This window comes from Neptuniibacter halophilus (assembly GCF_030295765.1).
Classification (GTDB): domain Bacteria; phylum Pseudomonadota; class Gammaproteobacteria; order Pseudomonadales; family Balneatricaceae; genus Neptuniibacter; species Neptuniibacter halophilus.
The window spans coordinates 2,818,096-2,844,102 of record NZ_AP027292.1 but is presented as its reverse complement, the minus strand read 5'-3'; the positions used below and the strand labels follow the sequence as shown (position 1 = coordinate 2,844,102).

At 54.1% G+C, this 26,007-nt stretch carries 26 protein-coding genes; 8 read left to right on the top strand and 18 right to left on the bottom strand.

What is annotated here, in order from left to right:
• Positions 1 to 54 precede the first annotated feature (54 nt).
• The gene (locus QUD59_RS13265; RefSeq protein ID WP_286237564.1) at positions 55 to 1,461 is read left to right on the top strand and encodes an FAD-dependent oxidoreductase; all 1,407 of its coding nucleotides are present in this window, start codon (positions 55 to 57) and stop codon (positions 1,459 to 1,461) included.
• A 45-nt stretch (positions 1,462 to 1,506) separates the two neighbouring features.
• Positions 1,507 to 1,863: a cupin domain-containing protein gene (locus QUD59_RS13260; protein WP_286237563.1), complete on the top strand. Its 357-nt coding sequence runs from the start codon at positions 1,507 to 1,509 to the stop codon at positions 1,861 to 1,863.
• A 66-nt stretch (positions 1,864 to 1,929) separates the two neighbouring features.
• Here QUD59_RS13260 and QUD59_RS13255 read toward each other — a convergent pair whose 3' ends face one another.
• From QUD59_RS13255 to QUD59_RS13245, 3 genes are all read right to left on the bottom strand, one after another.
• On the bottom strand, positions 1,930 to 2,247 hold the full coding sequence (locus QUD59_RS13255) for a CcdB family protein (RefSeq protein ID WP_286237562.1): 318 nt from the start codon (positions 2,245 to 2,247) through the stop codon (positions 1,930 to 1,932).
• Complete coding sequence (locus QUD59_RS13250) at positions 2,247 to 2,492, bottom strand: type II toxin-antitoxin system CcdA family antitoxin (protein ID WP_286237560.1); 246 nt, start codon at positions 2,490 to 2,492, stop codon at positions 2,247 to 2,249. The genes QUD59_RS13255 and QUD59_RS13250 overlap by 1 nt, the downstream gene beginning before the upstream one ends.
• A 96-nt stretch (positions 2,493 to 2,588) precedes the next feature.
• Positions 2,589 to 3,473, bottom strand: a complete 885-nt coding sequence (locus QUD59_RS13245; protein ID WP_286237559.1) for a LysR substrate-binding domain-containing protein — start codon at positions 3,471 to 3,473, stop codon at positions 2,589 to 2,591.
• A 210-nt stretch (positions 3,474 to 3,683) separates the two neighbouring features.
• On the opposite strand from QUD59_RS13245, the gene QUD59_RS13240 reads away from it, so the two are divergent.
• Together QUD59_RS13240 and QUD59_RS13235 are read left to right on the top strand one after the other, a co-directional pair.
• Complete coding sequence (locus QUD59_RS13240; RefSeq protein ID WP_286237558.1) at positions 3,684 to 4,238, top strand: aminotransferase class III-fold pyridoxal phosphate-dependent enzyme; 555 nt, start codon at positions 3,684 to 3,686, stop codon at positions 4,236 to 4,238.
• 51 nt (positions 4,239 to 4,289) lie between these two features.
• Entirely contained in the window at positions 4,290 to 5,081 is a 792-nt protein-coding gene (locus QUD59_RS13235; protein WP_286237557.1) for an aminotransferase class III-fold pyridoxal phosphate-dependent enzyme, read from the top strand.
• A 40-nt stretch (positions 5,082 to 5,121) separates the two neighbouring features.
• Here the strand turns inward: QUD59_RS13235 and QUD59_RS13230 are convergent, their stop codons facing one another.
• From QUD59_RS13230 to QUD59_RS13215, 4 genes are all read right to left on the bottom strand, one after another.
• Entirely contained in the window at positions 5,122 to 5,994 is an 873-nt protein-coding gene (locus QUD59_RS13230; RefSeq protein WP_286237556.1) for a LysR substrate-binding domain-containing protein, read from the bottom strand.
• An 84-nt stretch (positions 5,995 to 6,078) separates the two neighbouring features.
• Positions 6,079 to 7,797, bottom strand: a complete 1,719-nt coding sequence (locus tag QUD59_RS13225) for a putative 2-aminoethylphosphonate ABC transporter permease subunit (RefSeq protein ID WP_286237555.1) — start codon at positions 7,795 to 7,797, stop codon at positions 6,079 to 6,081.
• 27 nt (positions 7,798 to 7,824) lie between these two features.
• On the bottom strand, positions 7,825 to 8,976 hold the full coding sequence (locus tag QUD59_RS13220) for a putative 2-aminoethylphosphonate ABC transporter ATP-binding protein (RefSeq protein ID WP_286237554.1): 1,152 nt from the start codon (positions 8,974 to 8,976) through the stop codon (positions 7,825 to 7,827).
• 74 nt (positions 8,977 to 9,050) lie between these two features.
• A complete protein-coding gene (locus QUD59_RS13215; RefSeq protein WP_286237553.1) occupies positions 9,051 to 10,094 on the bottom strand; it encodes a putative 2-aminoethylphosphonate ABC transporter substrate-binding protein in 1,044 nt (347 codons plus the stop codon).
• Positions 10,095 to 10,684: 590 nt separating this feature from the next.
• Between QUD59_RS13215 and QUD59_RS13210 the strand changes: the two genes are divergently transcribed.
• Positions 10,685 to 12,037 (top strand): MFS transporter, encoded by a 1,353-nt coding sequence (locus QUD59_RS13210; RefSeq protein ID WP_286237552.1) that lies wholly within the window; start codon positions 10,685 to 10,687, stop codon positions 12,035 to 12,037.
• Between the two features lie 148 nt (positions 12,038 to 12,185).
• On the opposite strand, the gene QUD59_RS13205 is transcribed toward QUD59_RS13210, so the two are convergent.
• From QUD59_RS13205 to QUD59_RS13155, 11 genes are all read right to left on the bottom strand, one after another.
• Positions 12,186 to 12,782: a 3'-5' exonuclease gene (locus QUD59_RS13205; RefSeq protein ID WP_286237551.1), complete on the bottom strand. Its 597-nt coding sequence runs from the start codon at positions 12,780 to 12,782 to the stop codon at positions 12,186 to 12,188.
• A gap of 165 nt (positions 12,783 to 12,947) precedes the next feature.
• Positions 12,948 to 13,355, bottom strand: coding sequence for an OsmC family protein (locus tag QUD59_RS13200; protein ID WP_286237550.1), 408 nt, complete (start codon positions 13,353 to 13,355; stop codon positions 12,948 to 12,950).
• Between the two features lie 126 nt (positions 13,356 to 13,481).
• The gene (locus QUD59_RS13195; protein ID WP_286237549.1) at positions 13,482 to 13,697 is read right to left on the bottom strand and encodes a TIGR02450 family Trp-rich protein; all 216 of its coding nucleotides are present in this window, start codon (positions 13,695 to 13,697) and stop codon (positions 13,482 to 13,484) included.
• 176 nt (positions 13,698 to 13,873) lie between these two features.
• Entirely contained in the window at positions 13,874 to 14,113 is a 240-nt protein-coding gene (brnA, locus tag QUD59_RS13190) for a type II toxin-antitoxin system BrnA family antitoxin (protein WP_286237548.1), read from the bottom strand.
• The gene (locus tag QUD59_RS13185) at positions 14,103 to 14,474 is read right to left on the bottom strand and encodes a BrnT family toxin (RefSeq protein ID WP_286237547.1); all 372 of its coding nucleotides are present in this window, start codon (positions 14,472 to 14,474) and stop codon (positions 14,103 to 14,105) included. Before QUD59_RS13185 ends, brnA begins: the two co-directional genes overlap by 11 nt.
• A 29-nt stretch (positions 14,475 to 14,503) precedes the next feature.
• Complete coding sequence (locus QUD59_RS13180) at positions 14,504 to 15,241, bottom strand: helix-turn-helix transcriptional regulator (RefSeq protein ID WP_286237546.1); 738 nt, start codon at positions 15,239 to 15,241, stop codon at positions 14,504 to 14,506.
• Between the two features lie 129 nt (positions 15,242 to 15,370).
• Entirely contained in the window at positions 15,371 to 15,568 is a 198-nt protein-coding gene (locus QUD59_RS13175) for a hypothetical protein (protein WP_286237545.1), read from the bottom strand.
• A 68-nt stretch (positions 15,569 to 15,636) separates the two neighbouring features.
• Positions 15,637 to 16,782: a 2-aminoethylphosphonate--pyruvate transaminase gene (gene phnW / locus QUD59_RS13170; protein ID WP_286237543.1), complete on the bottom strand. Its 1,146-nt coding sequence runs from the start codon at positions 16,780 to 16,782 to the stop codon at positions 15,637 to 15,639.
• 194 nt (positions 16,783 to 16,976) lie between these two features.
• Complete coding sequence (phnY, locus tag QUD59_RS13165) at positions 16,977 to 18,428, bottom strand: phosphonoacetaldehyde dehydrogenase (protein ID WP_286237541.1); 1,452 nt, start codon at positions 18,426 to 18,428, stop codon at positions 16,977 to 16,979.
• A gap of 22 nt (positions 18,429 to 18,450) precedes the next feature.
• On the bottom strand, positions 18,451 to 19,701 hold the full coding sequence (gene phnA, locus QUD59_RS13160; protein ID WP_286237540.1) for a phosphonoacetate hydrolase: 1,251 nt from the start codon (positions 19,699 to 19,701) through the stop codon (positions 18,451 to 18,453).
• Positions 19,702 to 19,998: 297 nt separating this feature from the next.
• The gene (locus QUD59_RS13155; protein WP_286237539.1) at positions 19,999 to 20,733 is read right to left on the bottom strand and encodes a pyridoxine 5'-phosphate synthase; all 735 of its coding nucleotides are present in this window, start codon (positions 20,731 to 20,733) and stop codon (positions 19,999 to 20,001) included.
• A gap of 311 nt (positions 20,734 to 21,044) precedes the next feature.
• Here QUD59_RS13155 and QUD59_RS13150 point away from each other — a divergent pair, with 311 nt between their 5' ends.
• The 3 genes from QUD59_RS13150 (at position 21,045) to QUD59_RS13140 (ending at position 25,681) form a co-directional block, all read left to right on the top strand.
• Positions 21,045 to 22,982, top strand: coding sequence for a putative bifunctional diguanylate cyclase/phosphodiesterase (locus QUD59_RS13150; protein WP_286237538.1), 1,938 nt, complete (start codon positions 21,045 to 21,047; stop codon positions 22,980 to 22,982).
• A 215-nt stretch (positions 22,983 to 23,197) separates the two neighbouring features.
• Positions 23,198 to 25,228, top strand: a complete 2,031-nt coding sequence (locus QUD59_RS13145) for a methyl-accepting chemotaxis protein (protein WP_286237537.1) — start codon at positions 23,198 to 23,200, stop codon at positions 25,226 to 25,228.
• Between the two features lie 252 nt (positions 25,229 to 25,480).
• Complete coding sequence (locus tag QUD59_RS13140; protein WP_286237535.1) at positions 25,481 to 25,681, top strand: hypothetical protein; 201 nt, start codon at positions 25,481 to 25,483, stop codon at positions 25,679 to 25,681.
• Positions 25,682 to 26,007 lie beyond the last annotated feature (326 nt).

The window sequence follows — 26,007 nt, the reverse complement described above, 5'->3', positions numbered from 1 at the left end:
GCCCGCTTATAAATTCAGATCTGTGGGGCTGACCCCATAGAGGGAGACAACCACGTGTCAAAACCCTATTACCAACCTTTCTGGTATTCCGAAGCGCTGTCACAGGAAGCGGACAGCACGCCGCAGCCTCTGTCCGGCGATTGCTCTGCTGACCTCTGCATTATCGGTGGTGGCTACACCGGATTATGGACTGCCATAAAACTAAAACAGCAGAAACCTGAAATGGAGATCGTCATTATCGACAAGGGGTTGTGTGGCAGTGGCGCCTCTGGCCGTAACGGCGGTTGCATGCTGACCTGGTCCACTAAGTATTTCTCCCTGCGACGTCTGTTTGGCGAGGAGGAAGCCTGCCGACTGGTGCGCGCCTCCGAAGAAGCGCCCTACCAGATCCGTAACTTCTGCCGCGAACACAATATCGATGCTCAGGTCCGGCTCGACGGCACACTCTATACCTCAACCAACGAAGCCCAACTGGGCGGCATGGAACCCACCATCAAGGCCCTGACTGAACGCCGCCTCAACAGTTGGATGCACTGGTCACCGGAGCAGGTTAAGCAGGCAGCCGGGTCACAGCAGCATATTGATGGCTACTACTCCCCGGCGGCCGGAAGCCTGCAACCCGGCCTGCTGGTACGTGGCATGAAGCGGGTTGCCGAAGCGATGGGCGTGCGGATCTACGAAAACACCGCGATGGATTCCATTGAAGAGGGCCATCCGGCACGGGTTAAAACCCCGCATGGCGAGGTCAAAGCACGCCAGGTGGTGCTCGCCATCAACGCCTGGACACCGAAGAAGTACCCCCAGTTCAACAACACGGTGGTACTGGTCTCCTCAGATATGGCGATCACTGAACCGGTGCCAGAAAAGCTGGCCGCCGCCGGGCTGGACGATGGTAAAGCCGTGGTCGATTCACGTATCTTTGTCCACTACTACCGCACCACACCGGACGGCCGCCTGATGCTGGGTAAAGGCGGCAATATGTTTGCCTTTAACAATCAGGTTTATCCGGCGTTTGACCAGCCAAGTCGCTATCAGACCCAGCTTCAGGGTGCACTGAACAAATTTTTCCCCTACCTGAAAGACACTCCGATCGAGCGCACCTGGACCGGCCCTTCGGACCGCTCGGCCACCGGCTTTCCGTTTTTTGGCCGGCTGAATAACCAGAGCAATATCTTTTACGGTCTGGGCTACTCCGGCAATGGTGTCTGCCAGAGCTATATGGGCGGAGAAATTCTCGCTTCGCTGGTGCTGGGGCTGGATAACGAGTGGACCCGCAGCGGTCTGGTCAAAGGCCCGCTGGCCACCTTCCCGCCTGAGCCGATTCGCTGGCTCGGTGCCATGACCGTGCGCAACGCAATCCGGCGTAAGGAAAACGCTGAAGATGCGGGTAATAAACCCTGGTGGATCGATAAGCAACTGGCCAAATTTGCCAATGCGGCGGGCAAATCCGATAAAGGCTAGTCCCTGCTGCTCCCCTTATTCAAGAAATAACAAAGGAACTAAACCATGGTAAGTCACGTCGTCGCCTTTGACAGCATTCCCCTGTCCACGGGTATCCGCAGTGCAGCCTCCGCAGAGGTGATGCTGGAAGGTAACCCGGAAACCACGACCTGGCCGGTCTTTACCAGTACCGACAGCAAGCTGAGTGTCGGTTTCTGGGAGTGTGAGCCCTACCGCAAGATAAAGCAGAGCCCGGACAAAGTGGAGTTCGTCCACCTGCTGGAAGGTGAGGTCCGGCTGACCGACAATACCGGCAACAGCAGCCTGTTCAAAGCGGGAGATGCGTTTGTGATCGCACCGGGTTTTGACGGTGTCTGGGAATCTATCGGCAAAGTAAGAAAGCAGTATGTGATCTACGAATAAAACCCGCCTGCCAAACTCCCCCCCGGTCCGGATAACCGACCGGGGATTTACGCTAAAGTCATCACGTCAGATACCGGTAATAGCAAAGTCGAGAGAAGCAATAATTTCATCTCTCAGATGGCTCAATGAACCTATGGGATTTTTCAAACTCTTTGCAGGAATAGAGGCTAACTGAGGTACCAGCAGAATATACTTAACGCCTTTGTAATCGATTTCAGGGGCTAAGCCTTTTAGGGTCTGATGTTTAAATCGATCGAGCATGCCCAAGGGGATCACAATCCGCGTGGCCAGATGCTCAATAACAGGATTCTGAATATCAACAAGGTAGGGAAAAATCTTCTGAGTTGTACGGCGGGGATTTGAGTACACATCAAACTGAGCCATTAAAACTCCCTGAATTCATCTCCGAAGCAACCATGCTCTTCTACAAACTCGTTATAAGCTTTGATCGCATGTTTGTTCTCTTGAGCCCATTTTTCAGCTTCCGTCTGAGCCAGCTTTTCGGCCAATGCCTTCTCCAGAGTCGCTGACAGATTGACTTTCATTGCACGGCACTTGATCAGCAAGTCACTGTTAATACTCAGATTTGTGGCTTTTTTAGGTGCATTAACATCAAAAATAGGTTCCATCATAACCTCCTGAACTACACCTCTGATTATGCGCATGCATATACGCAGCGTAAAGCACAAATCACGGATAACACTGCACCTGTCGCAAAACCAACCTCAAAGCTCAGTCAGCATCGGCCCCTGAGGGTTACCAAAAAGCTCAAAAAAAGCCTGCACCACCGGGATGGGACGAGCCTCCTTAAGACAGGTCAGATACTCGGTTACGTTCAGTTCTGCATCTTTTACGTCCAGCGGTACCAGCCGATCATCGTTGCCGAGTTCGGATTCCGCGATAACGCCTATCCCCAACCCCGCGGCCACCGCTTCACGCACCCCCTCACGGCTGCCGATCTCCAGCACTGAGGCCGGCGTGACACGCTTCTGCCGCAATGCCTGCTCAAACTGAGAACGGGTCACCGAGCCCTGCTCTCGCGAGACCAGCCTCTGCTCAGACAGCTCGCTGAGCTTGATACTGCGCCGCCGGCTCCACTCATGCTCACGGTTCACAATCACCACCAGCTTTGTAGTACGGTAAGCCAGCGCAAACATCCGCTCATCGTTATTAAAGTCAGGCAGCACCGCGATATCTGCACGCATCTCCAGCAGGTCCTGCAACACCCGTTCGGTGTTACCGAAGTTCATCGAGATATTAATCCCCGGATAGCGGCGGCAGAATGCGCCCAGTAGCGGTACCACCAGATAGGGGCCATCCGCAGCCACCCGCAGTTTACCGCTCATCATCCCCTTAGCCATGGAGAGCAACTGCTCCGCTTCGGCTTCGAGACTGAACTTACGCCGGGTGATCTCCAGCAACGCATGCCCCAGACTGGTCAGTGCCACACCCCTGCCCTGACGCTTGAACAGCTTCACCCCGTAACGTTCTTCGAGTGCTTTTACATGGTCGGAAAGGGTAGGCTGGCTGACATGCAGGGTCTGTGCAGCCTTGGTGTAACTACCCTGGCTGGCCACCGCATGAAAGGCCCGGATCTGCGCATGATTCATAGATTAAACCTATTTTATTGGTTTTATATATAGCATCTTACTGGATAACCCACGCCCGGATAAAGTCCTGAATAAAGTGTTTCAGGCCTTTATTTACAGGCCCTCGCAGGGCTATAAATTTTTGCCTGAAAAAAAATAATTTAAGTGATTGGCCGGAGGTAACCAACACCACCTAAGATGCCGAAAAACCCACTGGATTGAGAAATAACCATGCTTAAAAGTGCCTACAACACAGTCCCTTCCGGAGCCGAAGGGGATGTTAACCACTCCAGCAACCGTCAGCACTGGCAGCAGCAACATCTGGACCCGGCTTCTCGGCAGTTGCTGCAACGCGATGCCGACAGTTTTCTGCATCAGTCCGTATCCACCCCCTGTCTGATGGGCGTGCGCAAAGTGGAAGGCTTGTGGATTGAAGATACCGCCGGCAAACGCTATATGGATTTCCACGGTAATAACGTCCACCACATCGGCCATGGCCACCCGCGCCTGATCGAAGCGGTCACCCGGCAGATGCATGACCTGCCGTTTGCCCCGCGCCGTTATGCCTGTGATGTCGCCGTAGAACTGGCAGAAAAGCTGGCCGATATCACTCCCGGCAACCTGAGCCGGGTACTGTTCGCCACCGGCGGCTCCGATGCGGTGGAGATCGCCATGAAGATCGCCCGTATCGCGACCGGTCGCTTTAAAACCCTCTCCTTCCCGGCTTCATGTCCCGGGCTCGGCGCCGTTGCCCGCGGCACCGAGCGGCCACGGGGGAACAAGTAACAGCGCACGTCACAAAACGAGCGCCATGCCCCGCTGGCCGGTGCGCTGCACGTGCCGCCCTTTGGTGACTACCGTAACGCCTGGGGTGTGACGGAAGGCAGTGACGAGCTGTGCCTGAACCAGATCCGTTACCTGCTGGAAAAAGAGGGTGATATCGGTGCGGTAATCGCCGAGCCCAGCCGTGCCGTGCCTTACATTGCCGCTCCGGGGTTCTGGAAGCGGGTTCGCGAACTCTGTAATCAGCACGGCGCGCTGCTGATTTTTGATGAGATCCCCACCGGGCTGGGTAAAACCGGGCAGATGTTCTCCTGCAACCATGATGAAGTGGTGCCGGATATTCTGGTGCTGGGCAAAGCCCTTGGGGGTGGCATGCTGCCGATCTCGGCGGTGGTCTGTCAGCCGGAGCTGAATGTAGCCGGGCATTTCGCCATCGGGCACTACACCCATGAGAAAAACCCGGTAACCAGCCGCGCCGCCCTGACCACGATTCAGATTATTGAAGAGGAAGGGCTGGTCGAGAATGCCGCCAGAGTCGGCCAGCAGGCGCTGACCGGGCTGGAGGCATTACAGAGACATCACCCTCTGATCGGCGATGTCCGCGGCCGGGGCATGTTGTTCGGGGCCGAGCTGGTGATGGATCGGGAGAGCCGCGAACCCGCCACTGAAGCGGCCGACCGGGTGCTGTATAAAGCCCTCAGCCGGGGGCTGAGTTTTAAAACCACTATGGGCAATGTCCTGACCTTTACACCACCGCTGATCGCCGGACGTGAAGAGATGGATCGCGCCCTGGCGATCATCGATGAATCGCTCACCGAAGTGGAACAGGAACTGGGCCTGATCTGACTCCTGCCGATGCGGGTCGTTATGGCCCGCCGTGTCAGCCTTATACCAGATGAAGCGTTTCCTTAACCAGTTCAAGAAAGCCACTCACCACCCGGCGCTGCACCTGACTGTGCTGATAGATCAGGGTGTCGATACTGCGGCGGCTGACCCCCTCCACCTCAAGCAGATGCAGCCTTGGATCATCACCGCACTCGCCGGACATCACAAAACCAACACCGAGGCCCGCCGCTACCGCTTCTTTCATCATCTCGCGGCTGCCCACTCTCAGACTGCGATCAAAGCATCCGCCCTGCTCTGCCAGCACCTCCTCAATAAAACGCTGGGTGTTAGACCCGTCTTCGCGGCTGATCAGCGGTTGATCCTGCAACTCAGCCAATCCCAGACTCTGCCGCCCGGCCCAGAGGTGATTCCGGGACACGGCAATCAGCAGGCGGGTTTCGTACAGTGGCACAAACTTCAGCCGGGGATCATCATCCGGATTGGTAACCATCGCCATATCCACCCGCTGTTCGATCAGATCCAGCCAGACCCCCTGACTGTTACCCGCCACCAGATCAAGGCGCACACCGGGGTACCGCTCGCGGTAGGCTTTTACCAGCGGCATCGCCACCAGCGGGTTATCCACACCCAGTTTCAGATCACCGGTGAGTTGCTGGTAGTTGCTGTCCAGTACATCCCTGATCTCCTCCTCCACCGAGAAAAGCTGCCGGGTCAGCCGGAACAAACGCTCTCCCTCACGGGTCAGTCGCACCCCCTGGGCCGAGCGGATAAACATTTGTACCCCGTAATCTTTCTCCAGACTTTTTACCTGTACCGTCAGCGCGGGCTGGGTTACGCAAAGACGCTGCGCCGCACGGGAGAAGCTCCCCTCACGGGCCACGGCATCAAACGCCTTGAGTTGCTTATGTTTCATGTTGTGCTCATCAATTCCGTCAACAGAAAAGCCCTCAGTAAACTGAGGGCTGTGTTACAGGTTGTCTGGTGCCGTGCTTTCAGATCACGACGCTGCTCCCCGGCGCCAGCTCAACACCCGCGCCCTGAGCCTGCGGGTCAGGAACCAGTGCAACAGACGCACCGTTGTGGAGGTTGCCACAATCACCATCGCCATCGCCGCTGCCGGAGCAATATCGCCGGCCCCTTCCATGTTCAGCACCGCCACCGCAGCCAGCTTGGTATCGGTGGAGTAGAGGAATATTACGGCCGATACCGTGGTCATTGCGGTGGTAAACAGGTAGGTCGAGATATCCAGTACCGCTGGCAGACACACCGGCAGAGTCACCCGGAAGAAGGTTTTATACACAGGCACCTTAAGGGATGCGCCCACCGATTCATACTCAGGATCCATCTGCTTCAGCGCGGTCACCGCCGTGATATGACTCACGGTGTAAAAGTGCACCACGGTACAAACCACCATAATCGCCATCCCGCCGTAGAGGGCGTTGAGCGGATTACCCGGATCGTTAAAGAAGAAGATGTAGGAAAGGCCCAGCACCATACCCGGCACCGCCATCGGCAGCAGGGTCAGCATCTGAATCAGGCTGCGCACCCGTTCGAAACCACGACACTTTTCATTCACATATGCGGTGATAAAGATAAAGATCGTGCCGAACAGTGCGGTATACAGCGCCATACGCAGGGAGTTGAAAAACGCCTCCCAGCCACCGCCATCCATCTGGTCAAACTGATAGTTGTTCAACGACAACGTCTGATCATAAGGCCAGAATGTTACAAAGGATGCATAGGCCGCCATCCCCAGCATACCGATCAGCACCGCCGCGACCAGACAGCAGTAGATAAAGAACAGACTGTCCTTCAGCGGATTGGGCTTCGGGGTATATGGCACTGAGCGTGCATTCAGCATTGAGACCTGTTTACGCTGTACGATACGATCCACGGCAAACGCCACCACCGCCGGAATCAGCAGCACCAGACCAACCACCGCGCCCATCTGGAAGTTCTGCTGGCCAATCACCTGCTTGAACAGGTCGGTTGCCAGTACGCTGTACTGTCCGCCAATTACCTTGGCTACACCGAAATCCGTTACCGTCAGGGTAAAGACCACAAAGAAGGCGCTGATCAGGCCGTACTTAATCCCCGGCAGGGTCACCACAAAGAAGGTACGCAGCGGGTTAGAGCGAAGTACATCCGCCGCCTCATACAACCGGGCATCGGTCATCTGCAGGGAGGTGCGCAGAATCATCAACGAGGGAGGAAATACCCAGATCACCAGCCCCATAATGATCCCGATCGGGCCGTAGATACTGTGCCCCATCAGCAGCTCTTTGGCGACGCCCTGACTGCCGAAGATATATACCAGGCTGATTGCCGGCAGCAGTGAAGGTGCCAGCAGCGGAATCAGCGCAACGATTTTGAACACGCCCTTCAGCGGCATGCAGGTTCGCGTCAGGCCATAAGCATAGAGAAACGCCAGCGTCAGTGCGATCAGGGTCGCGGTTGCGGCGACAAACAGCGAGTGCCAGATCGACCTGAACAGGGTCGGGCTCTCAAAGTAAGCGACAAAGTTAGCAAAACCGACAAACTCACCTAAGGCACTCTGAACACTCTTGATCAGCATGCTGTAGAGTGGCAGCACAATGGCCACGGTCAGGCCAAGCACGGCGATTACGATCAGAACCCGCATGGTCCAGTCATCAGCACTGAGTTTGGGTTTAACCCGGACGATCGGCGCAGCAGCGCCTGGAATTACCGATTGCATAGAAAACTCCTGTCACGCATTAGCCGATTACTGTTCCGGGAATAAGCGCAGATGCTCAACCGGCAGCGCGATCTTAACCGCCTTGCCCACCTGAATGCTGAAATCCCGCATCACGTTCATCGAGAACTCGGCGATCAGTGACATACCGCGCCCATGGCTCAGGGTCGCGCGGGCAAACGAGCCGAGGAACTCAAGCTCATCAATCACCACATCCAGACTGTTGGTGTCCCCGTCTGCTACATTACGGATCACCACATCTTCCGGCCGGATCGCCACCACCGCTTTCTGCCCCACCAGCCCGGCATCACACTGACACTTAAGCTGCACACCGATCATATCGATCGAGTCCTCGCTGCTGGCAAAGCACGGCATCAGATTGATGGTGCCGACAAAGTTCGCCACAAAGGCACTGGCCGGACGCTGGTAGATCTCCTGGGGCGTACCCACCTGCTCGATCACCCCGTGATTCATCACCACAATCCGGTCGGCCATGGTCATCGCCTCCTCCTGATCATGGGTCACCATAATGGTGGTTACCCCCAGCTTGTGCTGCAGCGCTTTGATCTCCTTACGCAGGTGAATGCGTACCTGAGCATCCAGTGCCGAGAGCGGCTCATCCAGCAGCAGTAAGCCCGGCGAGGTTGCCAGAGCACGGGCCAGTGCCACACGCTGCTGCTGACCACCAGAAAGCTGGGAAGGGTATTTATGCTGCGATCCCGGCAGACCCACCGTAACCAGCAGGCCGGAGATAATCCGTGCAATCTCATCTTTTTCGGTTTTGCGGCTCTCCAGACCATACGCCACGTTCTGCGCCACCGTCAGATTGGGGAACAGCGCATAGGACTGAAACACTATGCCGAAGTCACGCATATTCGGCGGCAGCGCCGAGATATCCTCACCGCCCTGCAGCACGGTACCGGAGGTCTGAATATCCAGCCCGGCGATTGCCCGCAGCAACGTGGTTTTACCGCACCCGGAAGGACCGAGGAAACTGATAAATTCGCCCTCGTTAATATCCAGAGAGATCCCCTTCAACGCGGTGAAATTGCCGTACTCTTTGATAACGTCTTTTATTTCCAGATACTTCTTCTGCGGTCTGACTTCAGTAACCTTACGCCCCTTGCCATCCACCCGGTGCAATGACTCATGGCCAAAGCGTTTCTTCGCTAAATCGCCCATAGCAACCTCACTCTTATTATTTTCATGCTCAAAAAGGCTTCGCTGTGCTCAACAACGAAGCCTGACCCGCGCTCTTATTTCGGGTCCGATTTTGAGTTGTACCGGTTGTTCCACTCCTTCAGAATCTCTGCCCGGTTTGCAGCCGCCCAGGCCAGATCGTTATCGATCATCCGCTGTGTAATCTCAGCCGGGAAGTTCTTCACCGGTTTCGCGACACCGGGCATCGCAACCACCGCAAAGCTCTCGTTGTAGAGGGTGTTGGCTTTATGGGTGACCGACCAGTCCATCAGTTTTTTCGCCGCGTCCATCTTCGGCGTGCCTTTGATGATGCCGCCCGCCTCCAGCTCCCAGCCGACGCCTTCTGCCGGTACAATCACATCCAGGGGTGCACCTTTGTTTTTCAGCTTGGCGGCACGATAGGCATAGGAGATGCCGATCGGAATCTCACCTGCGGCAGCGAGCTTGCAGGGTTTGGAACCGGAGTGGGTATAGCGGCTGATATTCTTGTGCAGGCCATCCATATAGGCCCAGCCCCCTTCAGTGCCGAACATCTGCAACCAACTGGAAACATCCAGATAACCGGTGCCGGAGGAGCCCGGATTCGGCATCACCAGATGGCCCTGATAAATCGGATTGTGAAGGTCTTTCCAGGAGGTGGGTTTAGGCAGGTTATATTTTTCGGCTTCGTAGGTATTAAAACAGATGGAGGCAACCCAGGCGTTCATGCCGGTCCAGGTGGGCGGGTTATTCACATCCCGGAAGCCCTTACTCAGCTTCTCGACACCCACCGGAGCATAAGGCTCCAGCATCCCTTCTTTATCCAGCAGCAACAGGCTGGTACCCGCCAGCCCCCAGACCACATCCGCCCGTGGGTTTTCCTTCTCCGCCAGCAACTTCGCCGTAATAACACCGGTCGAGTCACGTACCCAGTTGAGCTTGATATCCGGGTAATCTTCATTAAACCGCTCGGCATACTTTTTCAGATCATTGGCCTCAAGGCCGGTATACACGGTGAGTTCAGTCGCCGCACCGGCATTGAGTACCGCCATCGAGAGTGCACTGAGGGTCAGTGTCTGGACGGTGATTTTTACTGATCGGACAAAACCTTGTTTCTTCATCTTGCGCCCCTTTTTGTCGTTATTAGGTCAAAGAGAGAACCAGTCTTCACAGGCTGGATGGATAAGAACTTTTCAGGTGTGCCCATTCGTTATATACCCGCCCCAAACCCGCAACAAATCGATATATCAAATACCAAACATAGGTTGAGACTATTAGTAAAATGCCTGCACTATCAGGGTTCAGCGCGCACTTTAAAGGCGCAGAAATCCCGCCAATTCCGGGGCAAACCTGCGGCAAAAGCAAAACAGCCTGATCAGAAAACAATCAACTTTTGCCCGCACGCAGCGGGTGCAGACAACAGCCCAAAGCGCTTTTCCCGGAGAAGAGCGCACTCACTGCCGTTTGAGACAGAAGCCGTTATAAAGAAGTAACCGCTCGGGATCTTAAGCAATACGTGGGATAAACAGTCACTTAGCGGGGAACAAAGCGGTCATAGCCCCGCCAGACAGACGCTCTGACTGGTACAGCCAGTGCATAGACTCAACCTATATTTAAGATAAGAACTATCGAATTGTAGTTATCATTCAAATTTCTCTATGATCGATACGGGCCCAAACAAAATAAACATAAATAAAAATGAGGCTGTTAAATGACAACTATGATCAAGAATCCGCGTTATGAGCGCTGGCGCTGGCAGATATTCGGCATCACCTGGCTCGCATACGCGTCTTTCTATTTCACCCGCAAGGCTTTTGCTGTGGCTAAAGTGGGTATGGAAGAGGACCCGAACTTCTCCATCACCACCGAGATGATGGCGAATATGGATGCGGCCTATCTGATCGCATACGCGATCGGCCAGTTTATGTGGGGGATGTTTGCTGACCGATTCGGTACCCGGGTGATGATTCTCAGTGGTCTGCTGGCCTCGGTTGTCGCAGCCGTATCCATGGGCCTGTTCCATGGCGCGGCCATCTTTATGATCTTTATCTTTATACAGGGACTGGGCCAGTCCACCGGCTGGTCGGCCCTGTGTAAAAACGTCGGTAACTTTTTCTCCCGCAACGAACGTGGGCGTGTTATGGGCATGTGGAGCACTAACTATGCGTTTGGTGGTCTGGTCGCTTCGCCGTTTGCCGGCTGGATGGCCTACGATGTGTTCAACGACTGGCGCATCGCTTTCTTCGCCACCGCCGTGGTGGTCGCCGTAGTCTGGCTGCTGTTCTTTATCCTGCAACGCAATACACCGGGCTGTGTCGGTCTGGAACCGATCGAGCAATATCACGGTGAGGAGAAAGAGACCCTGCTGGCAAGTCTCGATGATGAGATCGCCGAACGCGGCGAAGGCCATGGCTGGAAAGAGAGTAAGGCGGTACTGAAAAACAAAGTGGTTCTGCTGCTGGGTGCGCTCTACTTCCTGCTGAAACCTGCCCGATATGCCATTCTGCTCTGGGGCCCGTACATCGTCTACAAAGAGATGACCGGTATCTCTAAGGCAGAAGCAGTGATCATTCCGGCGGCCTTTGAGTTTGCCGGCCTGTTTGGCCCGATTATTCTCGGTTTTGCCTCCGACAAGATGTTTAAGGCCAAGCGTATGCCGGTCTGTGCCCTCAGCCTGCTGATTCTGACCGTAGTCCTCGCCGGCTTTATACCGGTGGTTCACAGCGGCAATGTCTATATGGTGGTTGGCATGCTGTTTCTGATCGGCCTGACCCTGTATGGCCCTGACTCCATGCTCTCCGGCTCTGCCGCCGTTGACTTCGGTACCCGTAAAGGTGCCGGCACCGCGACCGGTTTTGTCAATGGCTGTGGTTCGGTGGGTGCGGTACTTGGCGGTCTGCTGCCCGGTTACTTCGACTCTGAAACCGTATTCATGGGCTTTGCCATGGCGACCTTTATTGCCGGCCTGCTCCTGCTGCCATTCTGGAACCTGACACCCGGCTCTAATGACAAAAACGACGACCGGGGCGAGAAACAAACCCAGCCTGAAGCGGCTATAGCTTAACCGTACTAATGTGAGGCGATCTGCTTAAGAAAGCACAGCCGGCCCACAAGGCGGGCTGCGACCCACTTTCTACTCTGTCGAGCAGATTTTAACGAGGCTACCTTTCGGTACCCTCGTTTTTTTTCGTCTGATTGCTGCCAGCTCTTTTTCAAGACAGCGATGATTCGCCCTGTTCGAGCTTCATATAGACCAGCAGAGCAGAGTAGGCATCATTAGCTGCATACTTTAGCTGATGAGGCTGCAACGGCAGTTTCGACCAGTTTGATCGTTGCGCCCCTTTAGACAGGCGCTGATTGAGCAACATCGCAACCGCCGCTCTGGCACCCACGTTTTGCTTCACCCCGGTAAAGTGCTTAACCCGGGTGGAAAGCTCTTCTGCATTAGCGATTTTGATAGCAAACTTCCGTTGCAGCACCTTTTTGTCGTCAGATAACCCAAAGCCGACTTTCTTCAGATCCGGATCACTGAGCAACCGCTCGATATCCGCAAGGGTAGAAGTAAACTGCGTAGGAAACAGAAACGCTTTTTCGCTGTTTGAGAACTGAATCAGATGCGGGCCATCACTGACCTCGCCTTTCTTAAAAACAGGTTTACTTTCCGTATCGAACCCAACGACAGCACACTGAGTCAGTTCAGCAACGGCGGCAGCCGACTCTTCAGGATTGGTCACCAGTTTTATATTGTCTAACGCCATACCCTCAAACAGAGGGAGTTCATTAATCTGTTCTTTTGTTGGTCTTTCCAATGACCCTTACCTCTGGCAATAAACCCGCTCAGGTTAAATTTCAGGCGAAGGCGCTAATGGCTTCAATCGGTAATGGGTATACAGCCCCTTCAGGCAAAAGAGAATAGCAACGCCACACCACAGAGGGAAGCTGCGCCAGCGGTTATCCTTCCTCTGCTGAACGGGTTAAATACCTGCCTCAAGAAACGCCGCTGTGCAGGTAATATCCATAGCCGGACTCAACATAAGACAAACATGGCAGTGTTTCGCCACCGCTTCCCGGGCAGCAACCAGAACGTCTGCTGCTGAAAAGCCACGCCCCTCAACCACAAAATGCAGATTAGCTGACTGGTATAAACGTGGCTCGGTTTCGGTCAGGGTAAACGTCACGCTGTTTTCTAAACCGGTGACCTCGAATCCCTGCTCCTGAAGGATTAAAACCACATCGGTTGCACTGCAGCCACCCAGCGCAGACAGCAGCACTTCGGTTGGACAGGGAGCCTGCTCACTTGTGGAATCAATATCGAAACTGAAACCCTGCTCAGTTGTTACCTTAAAACGGCAGTCACCGTTCCACTTCACCTGGATACTCATTAACACTCACTCAGGTCCGGACAGATCGGACATATGGATAAGCTTAAGAATGGGTTGGCCGGGACAGGCCAAAGTTAAAAACGCGGTTGATTAAGTGAGAGGCTGAACGGCTTCCCAGCGCCACGGCTACTTCCAGCCCTGAATCCACTGCTCACTGTTCTTCAGTTCCGTCCAGTCAATCGGGTACTCCTTCCGGGTCAGCACCGCTTCTATCACACAGGAAAGTACCACCCCCTCCTCATCGAAATCCATCTCTGTAACCAGAAAATGCTTTTCCCGGTTCAGCGGTTTTACGGCGGTCCATTTACTGTTGTGTAATTTTGCAGGGTTAATACGGTTCATGGAAGTTCCGTGAGTTTACTGATTGCCTGTGAATAACTCCCGGTTGTACGAAACTTCCCTGTCTGAGGATCAGATGGATTGAGTAGTGACGTTATCAGCAAAACAGCTCAGAAGACGGGACTAAAGCGCAGGCTCCCCGGAAGAACCTCCTCTGCTGCGCGACACCTTGTTAGCAGCTAAGCCTGATGCGATTGTTGTTTTTCCAGACGCTCGGCCAGCCAAACTTTGATAATCGACTGGCGTGTCACACCCAATCTGGAGGCTTCTTTATCCAGAGACTCGATCATCCAAACAGGGAAGTCGACATTCACCCTTTTCTGTTCCTGATTCACTCGCCGGGCGGTTGTGAGGTCAAGATCATTAATAATATCTTCTTCATTGGCATCGAATTTTTGATCAAAATCTTTAGCTTTCATATAAGGCCACCTCCGCTTTGCGAGACCGTCGAACAGAAATGATGCGGATATTTGGAGTTCTGTGCGTGATGACAGCGGACCAGTGCTTATTGCCTATTTTGCCAATCACTAAAGATATTGGCTCATCCGGGGTATTTACAGCAACCTCAATCAAATCTGCATCTTGCCAAATTCCCTGAGCGGTTTCGAAATCAATACCGTGCTTATCCAGATTACTTTGGCTCTTTTTAGGGTCATATTCAAAACCATTCATACACCAAAAACATACCTTTATTATACCTTTAGCAATATAAACACATGACAATGGCTCATAATCCCTGGCTTCCTTCCCGAGGAAGCACAGCCCTTTTTCATCTAACATTTCGCTGTACGTTTTTCGTTCCCGTATCGTTACCGGAGCCGATCTGAAATCCCCCCGGCCTGATACCTGGCCAGTAGTGCCAGTTGCAACCGGCCTTTGATGTTCCAGCGCCTGAACAAAGCACCCAGATGTTGCTTTACGGTGGATTCGGAGAGGTTCATGCGGTACGCGATCTGTTTATTGGCGAGGCCCTGTTGCAGGAGAGTCAGCAATCTCAGATCCCGCGGGCAGCACTCGCTGAGGTCTGGTTGAAACTGCGGTTGCAGACGGTCGGTCCAGCGGTGCCAGTGGCTGGGGAGTACCGCGCCTGATTGCAGCAGTTCGCGGAGTAAACCTTTAAGTAATACCGGTTCGGTTTTCATGGGCAGTAACAGGTCTGCCTGATGCTGTCGCAGGTATGCCCGATCCTGCTCGCCCAGCAGTTCGGAGAGGATCAGTATTCGGCCACCGTTGTTAAGAGAGCGATCTTGCAAAAGTGATTGCAGTTGCTGATGAAAAGTCAGCTCATTCACATGGCGAAAGATCACTGTGAGTGGGTAGGCCCCGCCTTTCGCTTTGCTCTGAAACTCGTTCAGGTCAGTAAACTGCGTGACCTGCACCCGCGTCTGGTTTTGCTGGCAAAGTCTGGCAACCACCTCGCGCAGTGGTGGTTGTGCACCGATGATCGCCACCCTCTTGCAACGCTGTGTGACTTCCACGTCGACCTTAAACGGATAGCGGTATCGATTCGCACGTGGGGAGTGCTGGGCTTCGGCGGGGCGGCACATAGCAGTTGGTCCTGCGTTTTTTTATCAGTCGGGCTATTCAGGCGTTCCGGTAACGATGCAGCAGCAATTGTAGAAAAGTGCCAGCCAGATCGGTGATCAGGCGGCGGGCTCTCATTTTCGCTACACCGGCTAACGGGCGCTGTTAATAAAGCGGTCGGCCTGCTTTCGTTCCTGCAGGCTGGCCTGCTCGTAGCCACAGCCTTTCTGATAACCCGGACCGCTGCTGAGCCTGGCGGTGCAACGGGCACGAACATTCTGATTCCACCATTCCGGGCAACTGCTTCGGGTGGTTAAACGGCCGCAACTGGGACAGGTTATGTGGTACATGGTGGCTCCTGAATCACGCTGTGCAAAACGTCGGGCAGACCGGGTTGGTTACCGGCCTGCCCCGGCCATCAGGCTACCGCTTCGCTGTTTACAGTTTCGTCTGTCCAGTACATCGACTCGCCGATCGCTTTCACCAGTGCCTGCATATCCTGCGGATAGACCTCACCGATATTACCGATACGGAAGCAGTCTGCTTTGGAGACCTTACCCGGATAGATCACGAAACCTTTGCTCTTCAACAGGGCATAGAACTGTTTAAAGTTGTATTTCGCATCATCCGGGCTGTAGAAGGAGGTGATAATCGGTGACTGATTGGCATCGGTCAGCAGGGTTTCAAAGCCCAGCTCGCGCATACCGGCCACCAGCGTGCGCTGGTTAATACGGTAACGCTCTGCACGTGCGGCAACACCGCCCTCCTCCTGCAACTCGGTCAGGGCCTGCGCAAAGGCACGTACTACGTGAGTTGGCGAGGTGAAACGCCATTTGCCGTTGTTCGCTTCCATGCAGTGCCACTGGTCATAAAGGTCGAGGCTCAACGAGCGGGCAAAGCCTTTAATCTCTTCCATACGGCTGCGTTTAGCGATCACAAAACCAAAGCCCGGCACACCCTGAATACATTTGTTGGCGCTGCTGATCAGGTAGTCGATATCCAGTGCGGCCATATCCATCTCTACACCGGCGAAGCTGCTCATGGCATCAACGATAAAGACTTTATTGTGCGCTTTAACCACCTTGCTGACCGCTTCAATGGGGTTGAGCATGCCGGTGGTGGTTTCGCAGTGAACCACGGCAACGTGGGTAATCGCCGGGTCGGATTCCAGTTTGGCCGACAGCGCGGTCAGGTCGGAAGCCCCCAGCTCGCCACTGTCGACGGTGACGACCGGAATCTTCAGGTATTCAGCAATCTCGACGATACGATTACCGTAAACACCGTTGGTCAGTACCGCCAGTTTGCCCGTTTCAGGGATTACTGAGCCGATGACGGATTCAACGCTGGCCGTGCCGCTGCCCTGCATCAGGATGGAGGTGTAGCCTTCAGATGGCGTCGCCAGTCTGACCAGTTGCTGACGTACATCCTGAACGATGTTGTTGTAGTCATCGTCCCAGGTGCACCAGTCTTTGAGCATCGCCGCCTTGACGCTGTGCGAGGTGCTCAGTGGACCGGGGGTTAACAGAAGGTATGGGTTTTCAGGCAGTGTAATTGTTGTTGTCATGACTTTACTCCTGGTTTGCATGCGCCCGTCAGGCCAAAAATTCGCACGCGCTGTCTTGGGTCCGGTACCGGGCTGCTCTGCCCACTAATAAAGTACCGATTCTGTTGTTCTGGTTCCGGCGTTCGCCTCTGGCGCTCTGCCGGGTGTTGGAATGTCGGCGGGGTTACCCCCGCCGGTGGGTTGCGATAGCGCGACTACTGCCAGGGCAGTGAGAAGGTTTTCACGTAGGTGTAACCCTTCATCGCTTCGATCACGCCCTCTTTATCACCCAGGCCGGAATCTTTGATGCCGCCGAACGGGGACATCTCGATCCGGTAGCCCGGTACTTCCCAGATATTCACCGTGCCGGTCTGCAGCTCGTTGATAAAACGGGTGATGTAATCCATCCGATAGGTACAGATACCGGAGGAGAGACCAAAGGCGGTCGAGTTAGATACCCGGATCGCGTCATTGATATCCTTCACCCGGATGATCGGAATCGGCGGCCCGAAGGTCTCCTCACGTACCAGTTCGCAATCAAAAGGCACATGATCGAGCACGGTTGGCGAATACAGCGCGCCCTTGCGCTCGTTGCCGTAGAGCAGTTTTGCGCCTTTCGAGATCGCATCTTCCACCCGGGTCTGGAACTGCTTCGCCGCCTCTTCGTGGATCACCGTACCGAGGTCGGTTTCCGGGTCCATCGGATCGCCGTAGCGAATCTCGCGGGCTTTGCTGGCGACCAGATCGGCAAACTCATCGGCCACGGATTCGACACAGAGGATTCGCTTCACGGCGGTACAGCGCTGACCGGAGTTTTTAGTCGCGCCGGTTACCGCGAGGGTGGCCGCCCGTTCCAGATCCGCATCTTCCATAACGATCAGCGGAGCATTGCCCCCCAGCTCGAGAATTTTGCGCCGGTAACCGCAGGTGTTGGCGATGTATTTGCCCACCCGGACGCTGCCGGTAAAGGTCACCAGATCGATATGATCGTTGGTGATCATCTCATCCCCCAGATCCTCCGGCAGGCCGGTGATCATCGACAGCATCTCCGGTGGCAGACCGGCCTCATAGAGGATGTCAGCCAGCGCCAGTGCGGTCAGCGGGGTCAGCTCGGTCGGCTTACACACCACGCAGTTGTTGGTGGCAATCGCCGGTGCGATCTTGTGCGAGACCATGTTCAACGGGTGGTTGAACGGGGTAATCGCTGAGATCGCCCGCAGCGGATGACGCTGGGTGAAGATCTTGCGCTTCTGACCGTGCGGGGTCAGGTCGCAGGAGAAAACTTCTCCGTCGTCATGCAGACACATCGCCGCGGCCAGGGTGTAAACGTCAAAGGCACGACCACACTCATACAGAGAGTCCTTCTTCGACAGACCGGTTTCCAGCGTGATCAGCTCGGACAGTTGTTCACGTCTTTCATTGATCAGCGCGGCGGTTTTGCTGAGAATCTGCTGACGCTCATAGCGCGTCAGCGTGGGTTCGTACTCCGCAGCAATCTTAAATGCTTCCGCCGCCTGTTCTTTGCTGGCGCGGGGCACTGTACCGATCACCTGACCGGTGTAAGGGTAGATCACTTCGATCCGTTTACCGGTGGCACCATCAACCTTTTTGCCGGCAATACGCATCAGCTCATGGCGCTGCTGCAGGGCATTTTCAGGCATATTCATGCTTCGTCTCCCGTTCAGGCGATTACGCGGCGGTGTGGTTGAGCGCGATGTCGTAGATATCGAAATTGCGCAGACGACGGGCCGGATCAACCCCACCTACAGGCTGGCTGACGATCAGCGGTACGCACTGCTCGGTGATGCCACCGTGGGAGCGCAGAGGCACTTCCAGACCAGACAGGTCATGGCGCTCTTCGGTCGTTCCCAGCACTTTCTGCTGATCAGAGACAACAATGATGTCGCCGGTGCGATCCGGTGCCAGACCAAACTTGTCGCAGGCCTGCGCGTTAGTCAGTACTTCCTCAAGACCAGGAACCGTAGTCAGGTAATCCAGCACTGGGCCTTTCATCGCTTCATCCAGATAGATGGTCGCGAAGGAGCCCAGCGCGCCGTGGTGAACTACGTAAGGGTCGGTAATCGGCAGGATTACGCGGGTGTTACCGGCACCGAATTTCTCATCCAGCAGGCTCTGCAGGAAGATCACGTCCGGCGTGCCATCGTTGTGGTGTTTGGCGTTCATACCGTGGTCGGCAGTCAGAGCGACAATCGCCCCCAGTGCATCCAACTGTGCCCAGTATTTATCCATCATGGCGTAGAACTTATTAGCCCCTTCAGAGCCCGGTGCAAACTTGTGCTGAATGTAGTCGGTGGTCGACAGGTACATGATGTCCGGACGCTCACGCTCCATCAGTTTCACACCGGCCGCGAAGATAAACTCAGACAGCTCGCCGCTGTAAACCGAAGGCACTTCCATGCCAACCATATCCAGTACGCCTTCGATGCCGTGTTCTTCGTAGGTCACCTGATCCGCTTTTTCGGAAGAGAAGCAGATCGCACCCTCTTTTCCGTAGGTCAGGCCGTTACCCAGCAGGCGGCGCAGTTTGTCTTTTGCCGTGACAATTGCGATTTTGGCACCGGCATCCTGAAACGCTTTGAAGATGGTGTCGGTACGCAGCAGAGAGGGTTCATTCATCATCACCTCTTTGTCGTTTTCGCGGTCGTAGTAGAAGTTACCGCAGATACCGTGAACACGCGGTGGCACGCCGGTCACAATGGAGATGTTGTTCGGGTTGGTGAAGCTCGGTACCACACAATCCGCACGCAGGTCACTGCCCTGCTCAGCCACGACTTTGGCAGTCCAGGGCATGACACCGGCTTTAATCGCCTCTTCGATATACTCAGGCTGTGAACCGTCTACACACACGGCAACGACAGGACACTGTGGCCATTTGTAGGTACGTCCGTTAACACTGATAGTCTTTTTTTGTTCGGTCATCGTTGAACTCTCACATTGTTAAGATGGCTGGATGTAAGCTGATCCAGAAGGTCAGTAAGGACTTTATATACGCGGCCAATATCTCGAACAATTCGATAGTTTTTATTTGTAATATAGGCAAAATCTATATGAATATCTGACGTCTGATCAGGTCTGGGGTCGCTGAACACCAAAGCAGAAAAGCGTGCGGCTGATTTATATAAAAAATGAGAGCAGACGAGCGCGATGAATCTGTGCGGGGGAATCTTCCGGCTCCAATGATACAGAAGCCGGGGTGCAGACGTGTAACTGAAACGGTCAGCTCAATTGGGCTTTGTAGGCTTTAACGGTTCTCTCCAGCCCCATCACCAGTGCATCGGCGATCAGTGCATGGCCAATCGATACCTCTTCCAGCCCGGGCAGCGTGGCCATTGTGGCCAGATTTTTAAGATTCAGATCGTGCCCGGCATTGACGCCCAGCCCGGCCTCTCGTGCGGTTTCCGCCGCCTTGCGGAAGCGAGTAAAGACCTCTGCCTCCTGCCCGGTGCCAAAAGCGTCGGCATAGGACTCGGTGTAAAGCTCAATCCGGTCGGCCCCCAACTCGGCAGCTCTGGCGATCTGTTCTGAATCTGCATCCATAAACAGGCTGACCCGGCAGCCCAGTGCCTTCAGCTCCGCAATCACCGGTCTGAGCCGTTCGCCGTCTGCTGTCAGGTTCCAGCCGTGATCGGAGGTGAGCTGATCGGGGCTGTCCGGTACCAGTGTGCACTGCTGCGGACGGGCCTTGCGAACCAGATTCATAAAGCCGGGGTAACCGGCCAGTTCGGTTTCAAACGGATTACCCTCAATATTGAATTCAACATCGAGCATCGCCGCCAGTTGATAACAGTCTTCTGGCCGGATGTGCCGTTGATCGGGGCGGGGATGCACGGTAATGCCATCGGCACCGGCCAGCACCGCAATCTTCGCCAGCTCCAGTACACTGGGCGTACCGGAGAGCCGGGCATTTCTCATCAGTGCTACTTTGTTCAGGTTTACACTCAATCGGGTCATAAATCGCTCTCTGTATGTCGCTCTCGCTGTTTTCTGCGGTTTATCATAACGAGCGAAACAAATCTGGTATAGACCAACAGTCTTATCAGGATGAAATCAACCCCGATTATGACCTGCCAGAAATCGTTCACTTTTTGCTCAATCACGCCAATCTGCTGATTTTCCGCCTGTTCGGGTCCTAAAGCCGCAGAACTCCTTTATACTTAGCAATCAGTGGCACTCAGATTGTTGGGGAAAAGATCACCCCGGCAGAGCCGTCGCACTAAGGACGAGACTATGGCTATCCGCCTGAACTCTTACGGAAGCGTTAAATGATCTATCCCGCCCAGAACAGCGATGAATTTTTAGCCGTACGCACAAACCGCTATAACCGCTTGTGTAAGCTGCTGTTGATTATAGGCATTGTCTTTCTGCTGATATTCGGTGGCCTTTCCCTGCTGGATGAGAAATATCTGCTCGGCGGTGTACTGATGAGCTGTATGCTGGGTTGCTGCATCGCTCTGCATCAACTTATTCAGCATCATAATTCCCGCTTTGCGGTCAGAGTCCTGAACACGGTGAGTATCTTCCTCTCGCTTACCCTGCTGGTGACCGGCGGGCGGGAAAACACGGGGGTTTACTGGATCTACCCCATTCTAGCGATCAATATCTTTATTAACCGGTTCTGGCAAGCCGTCATACTCTACGGCGGCTTTCTGATTGTCTGTGCCCTGTTGCTGCTGACACCCCTCTCTGAACTGATGGTTGCCAGTTATTCCTTCACCGAAGCACTGCGCATTGAGTTCACCCTGCTGGCACTGTACCTGATCTGTCTGGCTACCCTGAATTCTGAGGAGCTGGCTAACAATTTGCTGATCAAAATGCATGATGATGATATGCATAAGATGGCGTTTTTCGACACCCTGACCGGGCTGCCCAACCGCTGGAATATTAAAAACCGGCTCACCCTGCTGGTTAAAAAAGCCCGGAAAAAACCCCGTAACATCGGCCTGCTGTATATCGATCTGGATAACTTCAAGAAGGTTAACGATAACTATGGCCATGATATGGGAGACAAGCTGTTAACCATCTTCAGCAACAAGCTCCAGCAACTGGCGCAGAACTTCCCCAAACCCTCGCGTATAGAACTGGCGCGCATGGCCGGGGATGAGTTTGTCGTCGTCATTGATGCGCCCGATCACAGCGCCCGGTCGATCGAGATGGCCGAACAGATTCTGCGGCTCTTTAAAGACGGTCTGGAGGTTGAGAATATTAACCACTCCGTCTTCGCCAGTATCGGTATCGCACTCTACCCGGAACACGCCAACTCCGCCGGGGATCTGATTCACAGAGCCGATCTGGCGATGTATCAGGCTAAAGACGGCGGCCGCAATCGCTATGAATATTACTCTGCTGAGCTGGCCCGCGAACTGCGCGATCAGGAACAGATCGAAAACCGTCTGCGGCTGGCGCTGCGTGAAAACCTGTTTTCGCTGGTTTATATGCCTATCTTCGATTGCCACTCAATGTCGATTGTCGGGGTGGAGGTGCTGCTGCGAGCCGAAAACCTGCAGATGGATGGTATCGGCCCTGAGCGTTTTATTCCGGTGGCGGAGAAAACCAACCTGATTAAAGAGATTGACCTGTGGGTGATCGATAATGCGCTGAAACAGCTACTTCGCCTGCAACAGGAAACCGGTTTCAGTGGTCTGTTTTGTATCAATATCTCCGGCGTAGAACTAAGCAACGAGCAGTTTACGACGCAGGTGAAACAGAGTATCGACCGTTACGGTGTTGCGCCCGAATCTATTGAGTTTGAGATTACCGAAACCGCATTTGTGCTCAACGATGACCGCAGCAGAACGATTCTTCAGGAGCTCAGAGAGCTGGGTGTTTCTCTGGCACTGGATGATTTTGGCACCGGTTTTACGGCCTTCAACCAGTTGATTCATTACCCTGCCGACTCACTGAAAATAGACCGCACTTTTGTCAGTGATCTGTTCTCAACGGATAAATCACGGCACAACATGGTCGGCATCATCGAGAACCTGGCCCGTCTTTATCAGATCAAAGTGATCGCAGAAGGCGTAGAAACTCAGGCCCAGCTTGAATATCTGCAGGAGATCGGCTGCGACTGGGTACAGGGGTATTACCTGTCACGTCCACTGCACTGGGATGATCTGCTCAGTTTTATCAGCGAGTATGAAGCACACGGTTTTGAGGTCAATCCGCAGAACCTGAATTCGCTTCCGCCGATTCCCGGCCGATAAATACGATTAACCACGGGACCTTTGTCCCGTTTTACACCCATCTTTTCGGGGCGAATGGGTCAGTTTCCACACATTTTGAATAGTCGTTCAAATCAGACATATCCCCACAGCCCTTATGCGACTTAAGTCTCAGGTATTTACTCCCATTGCAGCACTCTTGGCTTCATTTTTGCTGAACTGTTATCCACTAAAATAACAAACCAGCAGAGTGCATCATGAAATTGACAATCGGCCTGAAGATGGGGGCCTGTTTCGCCCTGACCTTTATCGTTCTTATGCTTGTCAGCCTGTTCTCCCTGACAGGCATCACCACCATCCGCGATTCTCTGGAATATATCGCCGGCGAAGCCTGGAGCAGTTCAGAAAGCTCCGGTAGCCTGAGCCTGAATGTAAGCCAGAGCACCCAGTTGCTGAACAGCAGTCTGCTGTTTCAGGAACCGATCCCGGAGCAGGCCCTGTCGCGGATCGACGGCCACCTGCAACACTCTCTGAGTGCGCTGCAGCAACTGGAGCAAAGCGAATATCAGTCAGAGAGCATCGCCCTGAAAGCGATGATGACGCAGTTGCAGGCACAGAAGCAGCAAGTACTTGAGCAACACAGCGACTTTACTGCAGCCATTCAACAGGCAGATCAGCATGTCCTCTCGTTTGAGAAACTGATGAAACGGCTCGGCTTTTATGCCAACTACCAGATCTCCAGTCTGGAAGATGCATTCCAGCGTAATCAGGTCACCTCATGGAGTGGCGATATCGAGGACAAATGGGAACTGGTGATCAGTATCTACAGTTCCCAGATCGCGCTGGGGAATACGGTGGTCGCGCTGCAACAGCAACTGCGCTCCTCCGCCCCGGAAAACGTTGCGGAGAAAGTGGCTGGCTCACTGGAAAACCTCTCCGATCATCTCTCAGAGATCATCAGCTCTCCACTGGCTAAAAGCAACATTACCGCAGGCGAATGGAAGGGACGTTCCTACGCCGATGCCTCAAAAGCGATGCTGCAACGACACCGGGCCGGGGTTGAGAAAGTTCAGCAGTTACAGCAGGCGTTTATTGCCACCCGCGATCAGCTTCTGGCGCTCTCCGATGCACTGGAAAAACATACCGCAGCCCTCAGCAGCCGTATCAAGCAACAGGTACAGAACCAGACCGCTGTAGCGGTAAAAGACGCCGGATTTCTCAGTACAACACTGGCATCAAGCCTGCCTCTGGGGATAGCGCTGACCCTGCTGGCGATCTGGCTCAGTTACCGTATGGTGATCAGCCCGGTAAAACAGGCCAGTGCACAGATGGCGGATATCGCTTACGGCGAAGGCGATCTGCGGGTACGCCTGCCGGTTAAAGGTGGGGATGAAATAGCCGAACTCGCCGGCAACTTTAACCGCTTTGTCGAAAAGATCGGCGGAACGGTCTCTGCCGTTGCGGAAAATGCCGCCAGTCTGGCCCACACCTCAGAAACATTAAAGGCTAACTCCTCTACTACGCAGACCGCAGTAGAAACTCAGAATCAGGAGTGTGACCGGGCAGTCACGGCCATGGTCGAGATCAATACCACGGTTAATGATATCGCCGGAAATGCGAGTCAGGCCGCGCGCTGCAGTGAAGAGGTCAAACAGAGTGCAGATGAAGGCTGCCGCATCGTTGAGCAAAACCGTCTGGCGACCGAACGGTTATCAGAAGAGATTCAGTCTGCCACGGCGGTGATTGCGAATCTGGCGGAAGAGAGCTCGAAAGTCAGCAGTATTATCAGCGTCATTCAGGGCATTGCTGAACAGACCAACCTGCTCGCCCTGAATGCCGCCATCGAGGCAGCCCGCGCCGGGGATCAGGGACGTGGTTTTGCGGTCGTTGCCGATGAAGTCCGTGCCCTATCTCACAGTACCCAGCAGGCGACAGAGGAGATAAAAGTGCTGCTGGATACCCTGAAAGCCAAAGCTGATCTTGCCGTTACCGCCATGCAGCAGGGACAAACCCTCGCCGGGGAAAATGTCAGCCTGTCGGAACAGGTGCATCAACTGATCGCCAGGGTCTCGCAGGAGATCGACCAGATAAACCAGTTAAACCTGCTGATCGCTACCGCAACCGAGGAGCAGGCTCAGGTCACCAGCCTGACCCGGGATAACCTGCAGCGTATCGGCGGTGCTGCACTGGAAACCGCTGATAAAGCACGCAGCAGCAGCGACATCAGCCAGCACCTTGAGAATCAGGCATTACAACTGCGTTCGATCCTGACCCAGTTTCAGGTCTGATATAACCTGCCCGGCCCCTGAACCAGACCGGTCAGGGGCTTCTCCACCCCCGCACCCGCTACAGGCCAGCCGCTACCCTCGCCTGTTTCCCCCATGTAGCAGCACCGGTGCGGCCGGCTCACTTTTATTGACCCAGATCAGATACAACAACTATCCACCTGAAACCCGGAAACTTTCTTATTTCTGTAATATTTCAGGGTGCTAGAATGCCGCGCTCTGAAACAATGCTCTATAGAAGGTATGTCGATAAATATGGATGTTGGTAAATACTCAACCGTACTCCGTGTACTGGTGAATCAGCACAATGCAATGGCCTGGTACAAGGCCCGGAATAAACAGGATTTTTGCAACAAACTTCTGGATATGCAGCAGGAACATCCGATTATTCAGGAGATTGTCTCCGGCACGCTTAATAACCTGCTTTCACATCGCTACAGCAATCCGATTGCCTGAATCCCCTGATCCCTCTTCTGATCAGATCCCCCCTTAGCAAGACCAGTCAGCTTTATCTTTCATGCCTGTTGGCCGCTGACTGGTTTTAATCCTGCTGCCCTTCCGAAACTGCCAGATTTTCTCTCAACTATTAACCCTTACAGTTTACAAATCCCGCTTTATACCTCAGACAAAGCTAATTAATAAAAATCTAATTTTTCGTAAACTTTATCAACAATATAAACAATATGTTCTTAAAGTTTATTATTTTCAAATTAGTTAAAAACCAAAACCAGAGTGTTATTTTCGTTTCCGCTGTCAATTGACGTTATTCGAATATCTGCCCC